This window comes from Bordetella sp. MIP270_01_BMS (assembly GCF_054958705.1).
Genome location: NZ_CM143297.1, coordinates 1,702,329 through 1,714,625 on the forward strand (window position 1 = coordinate 1,702,329; position 12,297 = coordinate 1,714,625).

The 12,297-nt window shown below is 66.0% G+C and carries 11 protein-coding genes; 8 read left to right on the forward strand and 3 right to left on the reverse strand.

Annotation, left to right across the window (positions count from 1 at the left end):
• The first annotated feature begins 35 nt into the window (after positions 1 to 35).
• The 8 genes from ACV17W_RS07925 to ACV17W_RS07960 are packed head-to-tail and all read left to right on the forward strand — an operon-like array spanning position 36 to position 8,272.
• Positions 36 to 1,595 carry an ABC transporter substrate-binding protein gene (locus ACV17W_RS07925; RefSeq protein ID WP_462595875.1) on the forward strand — a complete coding sequence of 520 codons (1,560 nt, stop codon included), beginning with the start codon at positions 36 to 38 and terminating at the stop codon, positions 1,593 to 1,595.
• Positions 1,596 to 1,623: 28 nt separating this feature from the next.
• Positions 1,624 to 2,565: an ABC transporter permease gene (locus tag ACV17W_RS07930; RefSeq protein ID WP_462595876.1), complete on the forward strand. Its 942-nt coding sequence runs from the start codon at positions 1,624 to 1,626 to the stop codon at positions 2,563 to 2,565.
• A 1-nt stretch (position 2,566) separates the two neighbouring features.
• A complete protein-coding gene (locus ACV17W_RS07935; RefSeq protein WP_462595877.1) occupies positions 2,567 to 3,436 on the forward strand; it encodes an ABC transporter permease in 870 nt (289 codons plus the stop codon).
• A gap of 12 nt (positions 3,437 to 3,448) precedes the next feature.
• Positions 3,449 to 4,480: an ABC transporter ATP-binding protein gene (locus ACV17W_RS07940; RefSeq protein ID WP_462595878.1), complete on the forward strand. Its 1,032-nt coding sequence runs from the start codon at positions 3,449 to 3,451 to the stop codon at positions 4,478 to 4,480.
• Positions 4,477 to 5,460 carry an ABC transporter ATP-binding protein gene (locus tag ACV17W_RS07945; protein WP_462595879.1) on the forward strand — a complete coding sequence of 328 codons (984 nt, stop codon included), beginning with the start codon at positions 4,477 to 4,479 and terminating at the stop codon, positions 5,458 to 5,460. The genes ACV17W_RS07940 and ACV17W_RS07945 overlap by 4 nt, the downstream gene beginning before the upstream one ends.
• Positions 5,457 to 6,365 carry a MurR/RpiR family transcriptional regulator gene (locus tag ACV17W_RS07950; protein ID WP_462595880.1) on the forward strand — a complete coding sequence of 303 codons (909 nt, stop codon included), beginning with the start codon at positions 5,457 to 5,459 and terminating at the stop codon, positions 6,363 to 6,365. The genes ACV17W_RS07945 and ACV17W_RS07950 overlap by 4 nt, the downstream gene beginning before the upstream one ends.
• Positions 6,366 to 6,368: 3 nt before the next feature.
• Positions 6,369 to 7,832, forward strand: coding sequence for an N-acyl-D-amino-acid deacylase family protein (locus ACV17W_RS07955; RefSeq protein WP_462595881.1), 1,464 nt, complete (start codon positions 6,369 to 6,371; stop codon positions 7,830 to 7,832).
• A 26-nt stretch (positions 7,833 to 7,858) separates the two neighbouring features.
• Complete coding sequence (locus ACV17W_RS07960; protein ID WP_462595882.1) at positions 7,859 to 8,272, forward strand: RidA family protein; 414 nt, start codon at positions 7,859 to 7,861, stop codon at positions 8,270 to 8,272.
• A 47-nt stretch (positions 8,273 to 8,319) separates the two neighbouring features.
• On the opposite strand, the gene ACV17W_RS07965 is transcribed toward ACV17W_RS07960, so the two are convergent.
• The 3 genes from ACV17W_RS07965 to ACV17W_RS07975 form a co-directional block, all read right to left on the reverse strand.
• The gene (locus ACV17W_RS07965) at positions 8,320 to 9,180 is read right to left on the reverse strand and encodes an alpha/beta fold hydrolase (protein WP_462595883.1); all 861 of its coding nucleotides are present in this window, start codon (positions 9,178 to 9,180) and stop codon (positions 8,320 to 8,322) included.
• Positions 9,181 to 9,276: 96 nt separating this feature from the next.
• Positions 9,277 to 9,903 (reverse strand): outer membrane lipoprotein chaperone LolA, encoded by a 627-nt coding sequence (gene lolA, locus ACV17W_RS07970; protein ID WP_462595884.1) that lies wholly within the window; start codon positions 9,901 to 9,903, stop codon positions 9,277 to 9,279.
• A complete protein-coding gene (locus ACV17W_RS07975) occupies positions 9,903 to 12,266 on the reverse strand; it encodes a DNA translocase FtsK (protein WP_462595885.1) in 2,364 nt (787 codons plus the stop codon). The genes lolA and ACV17W_RS07975 overlap by 1 nt, the downstream gene beginning before the upstream one ends.
• Between the last annotated feature and the right edge of the window lie 31 nt (positions 12,267 to 12,297).

The following is a 12,297-nucleotide window of genomic DNA, read 5'->3' on the forward strand; positions in this document are numbered from 1 at the left end:
CCACGGCACGTTGTAGACCCACTGGAGACAGACTCATGAACTTCTGTACTTTCCGGCGCCGCGCCACCTTGCGCAGCACGCTCGCGGCTGGCGTCATCGGCCTGACCGCACTGGCGCTTCCCGCAGCAGGCGCCACCCCGGTGAAGGGCGGCACCATCACGGTAGCGACCATCGGCGAGCCGCCCACCCTGGACCCCATGGCCAGCTCGGCCGACCTGGTCGGCATACTGACGCAGCACATCTTCGAGACGCTGTATACCTTCGACGCAGAGTGGAACACCACGCCGCTGCTGGCCGCCGAGTTGCCGAGTATCAGCGAAGACGGACTGACCTACACCATCGCATTGCGCCAGGGCATCACGTTCCATGACGGTTCCACTATGGACGCCGCTGACGCGGTCGCGTCGCTGAAGCGCTGGACGGAAACGGCATCGCGCGGCAAGCAGGCGGCCAAGCTCATCAGCGCGATCGACGCGCCGGACGCCCACACGGTGCGCATCTCGCTGAAGCAACCCTATGCACCGCTGACCGCCCTGCTGGCCATGAACAACAGCGCGGCCGTCATCATGCCGCAGGAAAAACTGGCCACGCCCCTGAAAGAGTTCGTGGGCACCGGGCCCTATCAATTGAAGGCGCGCGTGCCCGATCAGTACATCCAGCTTGCGTGCTTCGAGGCTTACCAGCCGCTCGCCGGCGAGCCGAATGGCTATGGCGGTGCACGCAAGCAGTACCTGGACGAGATCCGGTTCGCCCCCGTCACCAATGCCAACACGCGCGTGGAAAGCGCGGTGGCGGGCCAGTACGACTACGTTGACGCGCTGCCGGTGGAGTCGATAGCCAAATTGAAGAACGGCCGCTCGGAACCCCAGCTGCTCAAGCCTTTCGGCTGGCCCCGCCTGGTGCTGAACACGCGGCAGGGCATCATGTCGAGCCTGCCCGCGCGCCAGGCGGTACAGCGTGCGCTCAACGAAGAAGACATGTTGTACGCGGCGTTCGGCAACAAAGACTTCTACAGCCTGAACGGCGACCTGTATCCGGAAGGCTATCCTTGGGCCACGAGCCTGGGCGCAAAGGTCTATAACCAGGGCGATGCCGCCGGCGCAAGAAAACTGCTGGACGAGGCGCAGGTGCAAGACCGCACCATCCGCATCCTGACCAGCCAGCAATACGAATTTCATTACAAAATGGCGCTGGTCGCGGCGGAATATCTGAAAGCCGCCGGGTTCAAGGTGGACATGCAGGTCGTGGACTGGGCGACGCTGACGCAGCGCCGCCAGGACCCCGCCCTTTGGGACATTTTCATTACCCATAGCCCCTTCCTGCCCGAACCCGCCCTGATCGACTTCCCCTCCAGGGACGCGCCCGGCTGGTGGGACACCCCGCGCCGGAATCAGGTGCTGGATGCATTCAATCAAGCACGCACGCAGGACGAGCGGGTCAAGCTCTGGGCCGACGTCCAGCAGGCCGTGTACGACGAAGTTCCGTTCATCAAGGTGGGCGACTTCAATTCGCTGGCGGCCAAGTCAAGCGCACTGCAAGGGGTGCAGCCTTCGCCCTGGCCTTACTTCTGGAATGCTTGGAAGGCCGCCCGCTGATGCATTGCCTCGCTGAAAGGATCGAACCGTGCTGCGCTATTTGTTGAACCGATTGGTGGGGCTGGTTGCGGTGATGTTCATCGTGGCCACCATCGCGTTCGTCATCCTGCGGCTGACTCCCGGCGATCCCGCGGCCGTCATGCTGGGCCCGCAGGCCAGCCAGCAGGATATCGACACGCTGCGCGCCCGCCTGGGGCTGGACCAGCCACTGCCCATGCAATATGCCACCTGGCTTGGCCAGCTTGCCCGCGGCGACCTGGGCCAGTCGATCTTCCTGGATCAGCCCGTCATCTCGGCCCTGGCCGATCGCGCCGAGCCGACATTCTGGCTGACGCTGATGTCGCTGCTGATCGCCAGCGCCATCGCCGTGCCCGTGGGCATTCTGTCGGCGGTGCGGCGCGGCACCGCGCTGGACCAGTCGGTACTGAGCTTCTCGATGTTCACGTCGAGTGTGCCGAGTTTCTGGCTCGGGCTCTTGTTGATGCAGTTGTTCTCGGTGAAGCTGGGCTGGCTGCCCGTGGCGGGCTACGGCGGCCCCGACGCCAGCATCGCCACCCGCCTTTCGCACCTGATACTGCCGGCCATCGTGCTGGGGCTGGTGAACTCGGCGCTCATCACGCGCTTCATCCGCGCCAGCATGCTGGACGTGCTGCGCGACGATTATGTGCGTACCGCGCGCGCCAAGGGACTGCCCGAAGTCAAAGTCATTCTGAAGCACGCCGTCCGCAACGCGCTGATCCCCATCCTGACGGTGCTGGGCTTGACGACCGCACTGCTGGTCAGCGGCGCCGTGGTGACCGAGACGGTGTTCGGCCTGCCCGGCGTGGGCAATCTGGTGGTGTCGGCCGTGCTGCGGCGCGATTACCCCGTCATCCAGGGAGCGCTGCTCGTCATCGCCGCGATTTATGTCTTGATCAACTTGTTCATCGACCTGCTGTATCTGCTGGTCGACCCCAGAGTCCGGTACTGACATGGCCACTACAATCCCCTCTTCGGCCGGCGGCGAACGCTGGCAGATCCTGCGCCTGCTGGCCGCCCGCAAGACGGTGCTGATCAGCCTGGTGGTGCTGGCGCTGCTGGTGCTGGCCGCCCTGCTGGCCCCGTGGATCAGCCCGTTCGACCCCTATAAGCTGTCCATCATGAATCGCCTTCAAGCGCCCGGCGCGGCGCACTGGTTCGGCACGGACGACTTCGGCCGCGACGTCTTCAGCCGGGTCATTCACGGAGGTCGGCTGTCCCTGCTGGTAGGCTTCATGGTGGTGCTGCTGGCGGGCGTGCTGGGCATTGCCCTGGGTCTGACCGCCGGGTTCTTCCGCGGCGCAGACAAAGTCGTATCTCGCCTGATCGATGCCATGATGGCCTTTCCGGACATTCTGCTGGCCATCGCGCTGGTGGCCGCCCTGGGTCCGTCGCTGTTGAACGTGGTCATCGCGCTCGGCATCGTCTATGCGCCGCGGCTGGCGCGCGTCGTCCGGGCCTCCACTCTGGTGATTCGCGAACTGCCGTTCGTCGAGGCCGCGCGCGCCTTGGGCGTGCCGACCTGGCGCATCGTCACCGTGCACGTGCTGCGCAATCTGATGTCGCCCCTGCTGGTGCAGGGAACGTTCATCTTCGCTTATGCCATCCTGGCCGAGGCTGGCCTGTCCTTCCTGGGCGTGGGCGTATCGCCGGACATCCCCACCTGGGGCACCATGATCAACGCCGGACAGCAGTACATGGGCTCGGCCGATTGGATCATGGTGTTTCCGGGCATTGCCATCGTCCTGTCGGTGTTGTCGCTGCAACTCGTCGGCGATGGCCTGCGCGACGTGCTTGATCCGCGTCTGCGCAACGAACTGTAGGGCGCACAACCCATGGACCATCAACAGTACATCCCCACCCCGGGACCGCCGCGTGACGTCATCCTCACCGTCGAGGGCCTGAAAACCTGGTTCCACGGCCGGGAAGGCGTGGCCAAATCGGTGGACGGCGTCACGTTCGACCTGGCGCGCGGTGAAACGCTCGCCCTGGTGGGCGAATCGGGGTCAGGGAAATCCGTGACCAGCCTTTCCATCATGGGCCTGCTGCCCAAGCCGGCAGGGCGCATCGAGGGCGGCAGCATCCGGTTTCGCGACCGCCGCGGCACCGTGCACGACCTCACGCGCGTGTCGCAGAACACGCTGCGGCGCATACGCGGCGCAGAAATCGCCATGATCTTCCAGGAGCCCATGACCAGCCTCAACCCACTCTACACAGTGGGTGACCAGATCGCTGAAGCGGTGCTGCAGCACGAGGGCGGATCGCACGCGGCCGCGCTGGAGCGGGCGCGTGAAATGCTGGAACGCGTCGAAATACCGGCAGCGGCCCGCCGCGTGCACGAGTATCCGCACCAGATGTCGGGGGGCATGCGCCAGCGGGTCATGATTGCGCTGGCCCTGGCGTGCAATCCATCGGTGCTGATCGCCGACGAGCCCACGACTGCGCTGGACGTGACGGTGCAGGCGCAGATCCTGGACTTGCTGCGACGGCTGCAGGCCGAATCCGGCATGAGCATCCTGTTTGTGACCCATAACCTGGGCGTGGTGGCCGAGATCGCGCACCGCGTCGCCGTGATGTACGCCGGCCGGGTGGTAGAAGACGCTGGGGTGCACGAACTCTTTGATCATCCTGCCCATCCGTACACGCGCGGCCTGTTGTCGTGCATACCCACGGCCGCCCTGCTGGCGTCCCGCCAGCGACTGCAGCCTATCCCCGGCAACGTGCCCAGCGTACTCGCCCTGCCGCCAGGATGCACCTTTGCCCCACGCTGCACGCTGGCGGAAGCGGCCTGTCTGCGCGACGTTCCTCCCTTGGCCCCGGTGCGTGCCGCGCACTCGGCACGCTGCATCAAGGTATCGCCCCTATGACCCATATTCGCTCAACTCATCCGTTGCTGCGGGTGCAGGGCCTGACGGTGCACTTTCCTGTCGGGCCGGCCCGGCGAGGCCAAGTGGTGCGCGCCGTGGAGGACGTCAGTTTCGATGTGCCCCGCCGGTCCATCGTCGGCCTGGTTGGCGAGTCGGGCTCGGGCAAGACCACGACTGGCCGTGCCTTGCTGCGCCTGTTCCCGCCGACCGCGGGCCGCATCGAGTTCGATGGAACTGACCTGACCACGCTGGACGAGTCCCGCATGCTGCCGTGGCGGCGGCGCATGCAGATCGTGTTCCAGGACCCCTACGCCAGCCTGAACCCGCGAATGTCGGTGGGCGAGATCCTGGGCGAGGCACTGGACACGCATGGCCTGGCTCGCGAAAACCGCGGCGCCCGCATCGGTGAACTGCTCGAGCGCGTGGGCCTGCACGCCGACCAGCGCAGGCGATATCCGCATGAGTTCTCCGGCGGGCAGCGCCAGCGCATCGGCATTGCACGGGCGCTGGCCGTCGAGCCGGAATTCATCGTGGCCGATGAGCCCGTTTCGGCGCTCGACGTCTCGGTGCAGGCTCAAGTACTGAATCTGCTGCAGGACCTGCAGCGTGACCTGGGCCTGACCATGCTGTTCGTGGCGCACGACCTGGCCGTCGTGGACTATTTGTGCGACGAGGTGGTGGTGATGTACCTGGGGCGCGTCATGGAACGCGGTCCCACGCGCCGCGTGTACGATAATCCGCGCCACCCGTATACCCAGGCCCTGCTCTCGGCCGCCCCGGTGCCCGATCCGCGAGCCCCCCGTTCCCGCATTCTGCTCAAGGGCGAGATCCCGAGCCCGCTCGATCCGCCATCGGGTTGTGTGTTTCGTACTCGCTGCCCGCACGCGGCCGAGGCGTGCGGCGCCGCCGTGCCCGTGGCCCGCGACCTGGGCGAAGGGCACTACGCCGCCTGTATCCGCCTGGATGAGATCAAATCATGACCACCCCACCCCGACCCGGCAAGAGCGCTTCCGCCCGGCCGACCCCGCTTGACATCGTCTACCAGATCCGCAGCTGCCGCGACGCCCTCAGCGCCACCGAACGCAAGGTGGCCGACGCCATATTGGACGATATCGCGGCGGCCGCAGGCGCCACGGTAGACCAGCTTGCCGCCAAGGCCGGCGTGAGCATTGCAACCATCTCGCGATTTGCGCGCTCGGTCGGTTGCGATGACACCCGGGACCTGAAACTGAAGCTGGCACAGGCCAGTGCCGTGGGCGAACGTTTCCTGGACCCGTCCACGCCCGAGGAAAGCACCTTCTACGCCAGACTCTATGCCGACATCGAGTCCACGCTGCGCGAGCACCTGCCGCTCTTTACCGAGGCGCTGTTCGAGCGAGCCGCCGCCATTGTGCACGATGCGCGTATGACGTATGTGTTCGGCATGGGCGGCGCATCGGCCGTGCTTTCACAGGAACTGCAATCGCGGCTCGTGCGGCTGGGCTATCCGGTGGCCGCCTACAGCGACGCGGTCCTGCTGCGCATGATCGCCGCAACGCTCGACGAACGCGATGTCGTAGTGGTGTTGTCGACCTCGGGATTGACGCCTGAAATTCTGGCCGCGTCGCGCATCGTCAGGCAATACGGTGCCCGGATGGTGTCCCTCACTGATCCGGCGTCGCCCCTGGCGGATATGGCCGATGTCGTACTGCCCATCCGTACAGCCGAAACGGATTTCATCTTCAAGCCGTCGTCATCGCGCTATGCCATGCTGCTGGCCATCGACATCCTCTCGACCGAACTTGCCCTGGCGCGCCAGGACACCACCCGCGAGCGGCTGCGGCGCATCAAGCTCGCCCTCGATGAATACCGCGGCGGACCGAACCGCCTGCCGCTTGGAGACTGACGCATGTACGACACCCTGATCGGCGGCGCGCGAGTGCTGGACGGCAGCGGTGCCGCCGGCTTCGTCGCCGATGTGGCCCTGACCGCCGGACGCATCGCCGCGATCGGCGACCTGCAAGGCGCGGACGCGCGCGAACGTGTCGACGGCCGCGGCATGGCGCTCGCACCCGGCTTCATCGATGTGCATACGCACGACGACACGAATGTCATCCGCACTCCCGACATGCTGCCCAAACTGTCGCAGGGGGTGACCACGGTGGTCGTGGGCAATTGCGGGATCAGCGCCGCCCCGGTCACACTGCGCGGCGATCCTCCCGACCCCATGAATCTGCTTGGCGGCCGGCAGGACTTTCAGTACCCGAGCTTTGCGGCCTACGCACAGGCGGTGAATGCCGCGCGGCCCACGGTGAACGTGGCCGCACTGGTGGGCCATACCGCCCTGCGCAGCAATCACATGGACCGGCTGGATCGTCGCGCCACCGATACTGAAATCGCCGCCATGCGGGCGCAGCTGCGTGACGCCCTCGAACAAGGCGCACTCGGACTCAGCACCGGTCTGGCGTACGCTTCGGCGCAGCACGCCGACACATCGGAAGTCCAGGCGCTGGCCGAAGAGCTCGACGCGTTCGGGGCCCTGTACACCACGCACCTGCGCTCAGAGTTCGCGGAGATTCTCCAGGCCATGCAGGAAGCCTACGACATTGCCGGGCATGCACGCGTGCCGGTGATCGTGTCGCACCTCAAATGCGCGGGCGCGGGCAACTGGGGCCGCAGCCATGAAGTGCTGACAAGCCTGGAAAATGCCGAACGCCACTTGCCGGTGGGATGCGATTGCTACCCATATTCCGCCAGCTCGTCCACCCTGGACCTGAAGCAGGTCACCCACGAGTTCGACATCGATATCACGTGGTCGGAGCCGCACCCTGACATGGCCGGCCGGAAACTGGCCGCCATCGCCGCGCAATGGGGCGTATCGCTGAGCGAGGCGGCGCGCCGCCTGCAACCGGCCGGTGCGGTGTATCACGGCATGCATGAAGAGGATGTCCGGCGCATCCTGTCGCACCGCCTGACCATGGTGGGATCCGACGGGCTGCCCAATGATCCCTTGCCTCACCCACGCCTGTGGGGCGCATTTCCGCGCGTATTGGGGCACTACAGCCGCGAGCTGGGCCTGTTTCCACTGGAGCAGGCGGTCCACAAGATGACGGGACTGTCCGCGGCGCGCTTCGGACTGCAGGACCGCGGTCTGGTACGCGCCGGACATCATGCCGACCTGGTGCTGTTCGACCCTGCCCTCGTGACCGACCGAGCCACCTTCGCCGATCCGCAACTGCCCGCCGAGGGTATCGCGGCAGTCTGGGTCAACGGCGCCCTGTCATACCAGGGAGGCCACCCGACTGGCGCGCGCGCGGGGCGCTGGCTGCCGCGCGCCGGCGACCTGCGACCCGGCTTCCACGCGTTTTCCTAGCCCACCCGTTCCAGGAAGGAGTATTCATGAGCACGACACCCACTGCCGACGCGAACGGCATCACCCGTTATGGCGTAGCCGGGGGCACTGGCCAGGGCGGTCAGCACATGCCCTTTGCTCGAGCCGTGCAGGCCGATGGCTGGCTGTACGTGTCGGGCCAGGTGCCCATGTACGACGGAGAGATCGTCGAAGGCGGCATCACGGCGCAATCCCGCGCGGCGATCGACAATGTGCTGGCGATTCTGCGCGAGGCCGGCTACGGCCCCGAGCACGTGGTGCGTTGCGGCGTCTGGCTGGACGACCCGCGTGACTTCGCCGCGTTCAACAAGGTTTTCAAGGAAGCGTTCGGCGCGCATCCGCCGGCCCGGGCGTGCGTGGAATCGCGTCTGGTGATCGACGCGAAAGTCGAAGTCGATTGCGTGGCGTACAAAAAGCCGTAGCGCCCCGGACCGCGGCGCCCGGCCGAACCGTGACGCCGCATCGCCTTTTACGACAGCGGCAGGCCGGAATACCAGCGCGCCAACAGATCGTTGACCGTGCTGGCGGCCTCGTATTGCACCCAATGCCCCGCCTGCGGCACAACGCGCCATTCGCGATCGGGGCCCTGGGCGGCAATGGCGGGCGCCACTTGCCGGGCGTGGGCCGTGACGTCCTGCTCACCCCATATCAGCAGCACTGGCCCATCGTACTCGCGCAGCGCGTGCACCATGCCGCCGCCCTGAGAGGCCGTGCGGCTGCGGAAACGCGTGGCCAGGCAACTGATCTCGTGTACGTCCAGCGCGAGCTCGTCGGCTTCGCGGTCGTAAAGCATCAGCTCGTGCAGGTTGTGGCGCAGTATGTCGCGCTGCTCGCCGGGGTTCGCGTTGCGCCACTGGCGCAGGTCGAGTTCGCGGGGGCGCGGCGTGCCGTGCCCGCCCGAGCCCAGCAGCGCCAATCGCCGCACCAGCGGGCGCTGCGCTGCCAGGCGCGACGCCACCAGGCCTCCGAACGAAAACCCTGCCAGGTCGATGGGCGTACTTGCCCCGACCGCCGAGTCGAGCGTGGCCTGCAACCCGTCGAGCAAAGGCACCAGATCATCGCCCCCGACGGGCGGCGGTACGTCGGCGGAATGCAGATAACCGGGCATATTGGGCACCCAGACCGTGTGGTGCCGCGCCAGGGCCTCGATGTTGCGCAACCAGTGCAGCCAGCTTCCGTGCCCTCCATGCAGCAGCACCAACGGACTCCCCTGCCCCAGGCGCTGCCAGCGCACCGTGCCGGCAGGGCCGGGGATGTCGATATGTTCGACCAGGCGGGCAAGCCTGACAATTTCGGGATGAGCGTGCTGGGGAACGTGCGATGGAATCATGTTGCAGCCATCGACGCGCGGCAAGCCATGCTGCGCACGCGCCCGATTACAGTCCGGTAGGAATCAAGCATAGCCAGGCAGAGATGCGGCCGACGGCTACATCTTCACCACGTCCACCCCCGCGGGTGCAGTGAACTGGAACTCGGCGGCGGGCAAGGCCGGGTTGGCCTGGATGCCCGATAGTTCGACCCGCGTCGTCTGCCCGAAAGCATCGAGCAGTTCCACGCGTGCCGGCAGATTGCCCTTCATGCCGATGTCGACCTGTGCGAAGCCCGCGTCGGCATTGCGCGGCTTGGCGCGCAACCATTCCAGGCCCTCGCGAGCGGGCAGCGCGCTCACTTCGAACGCCTGCTCCAGGTCGCCCGACCCGAAAAGGATGGCGGCCGGCGAGGTGCCGATGGCCTGGTCGACCTTGCGCGTCGTGACCTGGGCCAGGTCGGGATCGTACTGAAACAGTTGCTGTCCGTCGGACACGACCAATTGTTCGTATGGCTGGCTTACCGCCCACTTGAATTTGCCGGGCCTCTGAAAGGCGAAGGTTCCGCTCTGCGGCCGTTGGGCGACGCCCTGAGGCCCGGTGGTCGACTGCGTAAAGTTGCCGGTGGCACTCTTGATTTCCGATACGAAGGCCTTCAGCTGGCCACGCGCGTCGGCGGCCAGGGCAGCCATGGGGCAGAGCAGAAACAAGGCGGCCGTGGCGGCCAGCCGGCGTAGCACAGGCATCAGGCTTCCTCTTTGGATGGCACCAGGATCTCGCGGTTGCCGTTCGATTGCATCGCCGACACCATACCCGATTGTTCCATTTGCTCAAGTAACCGGGCCGCGCGGTTGTAACCAATGCGCAGATGCCGCTGGACCAGCGAAATCGACGCGCGGCGATGCTTCAGCACGACCTCGCACGCCTGGTCGTACATGGGATCGCTTTCCGTGTCGGTCATGCCCGTGACACTGCCCACGCCGTCGCCCGTTTCGCCTTCGAGGGCGCCTTCGAGCAATCCCTCGACGTAGTTGGGTTCGCCCTGGGCTTTCAGATGTTCGACCACGCGGTGCACCTCATCGTCGGAGACGAATGCCCCGTGCACCCGAACCGGAAGACCAGTGCCGGGCGGCATGTACAGCATGTCGCCCTGCCCGAGCAGGGTTTCGGCGCCCATCTGGTCGAGGATGGTGCGGGAATCGATCTTCGACGACACCTGGAACGCGATGCGCGTGGGAATGTTGGCCTTGATCAGGCCGGTAATCACGTCGACGCTGGGCCGCTGGGTGGCCAGAATAAGGTGTATGCCGGCCGCGCGGGCCTTTTGCGCGAGGCGGGCGATCAGTTCTTCGATTTTCTTGCCCACGACCATCATCAGGTCGGCCAGCTCGTCGATGACCACGACGATGGTGGGCAGCGTGGTCAGGGGCTCGGGCTGGTCGGGCGTCAGCGAGAACGGATTCGGTATGGGTTCTTCGCGCTTGATGGCATCGCGGATCTTGGCGTTGTACCCCGCCAGGTTGCGCACCCCCATCTTGCTCATCAGGCGATAGCGCTTTTCCATTTCGCCAACGCACCAGTTCAGCGCATTGGCAGCATGGCGCATGTCGGTGACCACCGGCGCCAGCAGATGCGGAATGCCTTCGTAGACGCTCATTTCGAGCATCTTCGGATCGATGAGTATGAGCCGGGTTTCGGCGGGGCCCGCCTTGTAGAGCAGGGAAAGGATCATCGCGTTGATGCCAACCGACTTGCCGGAACCGGTCGTGCCGGCGACCAGCAGGTGAGGCATCTTGGCCAGGTCGGCCACCACCGGGTTGCCGGCGATGTCTTTGCCCAGCGCCATGGTCACGATGGAATGGCTGGCGTGGTAGGTTTGTGAGCCGAGGATCTCGGACAGCTTCACCATCTGCCGGCGCGGATTGGGCAGCTCGAGTCCCATGAGGTTCTTGCCCGGTATGGTTTCCACCACCCGGATGCTGACCAGGCTGAGCGCGCGCGCCAGGTCTTTGGCCAGATTGACGATCTGGCTGCCCTTCACGCCGGTGGCGGGCTCGATTTCGTAGCGCGTGATCACCGGCCCTGCCTGCGCCGCGACCACAGTGACGTTCACCCCGAAATCGGCGAGCTTCTTTTCGATCAGGCGCGACGTGAATTCGATGGTTTCGGCCGAGACCGTTTCCTGGTTGGCGGCAGGGGCGTCGAGCAGGCTGACGGCCGGCAGGTCGCCCTCGCCGGCGGGCGGGGCGAACAGCGTCTGCTGCTTTTCCTTTTCGACCCGGTCGGAGCGCGGCACCACCGTAATGGCGGGCTCGATGCGCACGGGTTGTTCGTGGGTAAGCTTTTCGTGCTTGGCTTCCACCTGCTCGGTACGCACGGCCTTCGCGACTTGGCCGACCTTGCGGTCCTGGCGGGCGGTGTACGAGTCACGCGCACGGCGGGCCAGGTTTTCTATCCAGATGCCCACGCGTTCGGCAACCTGCAGCCACGAAAACGAGAAGAACAGGCTGAGGCCCACCGCCATCATCACCAGCAGCGCCAACGTGCCTCCGGTAAAGCCTACGCCCTCGGACAGGGCGGCGGCCAGCATCTGGCCTATGACTCCGCCGGCTCCGCTGGCTCCATCGGTGCCGCCGGGCAAATGCATGCCCAAGCTGTAGAGGCGCAGGGCTTCGATGCCCAGCGACCCCACCAGCACCAGAAAAAAGCCTATGCCCTCTTCCCAGTGCACCCGGGGCAGCACTTCGGGCTGCCGGGCATCGGACGCACGCAGGTGGCTGGCCAGCCGCCGATAGCCCGCCCGGACGCGGTGCAGCAGCAGCACCACCCACCACCACGCGGAATACCCGAACAAGTACAGCAGGATGTCGGACAGGTAGGCCCCCAGGGTGCCGCCGCGGTTATGGATGACCCCGCCGGGCACCGAGTGCGACCATCCGGGGTCTGCAGGCGACCAGGTGGCAAGGACCAGCGTCAGCCATGCTGCCAGGGCGGCGAACAGAATCCAGCGCGCTTCGCGCAGCAGAGCCGAAATGCGGGTCTGCAGGGGCGAAGGGCCATTTCGGGTGTTGCGCGAGGCGCGCGGGGAGGCAGTTGAAATACGCGGCATGCGGCTCATTATAATTGGGCATCCACCCAAA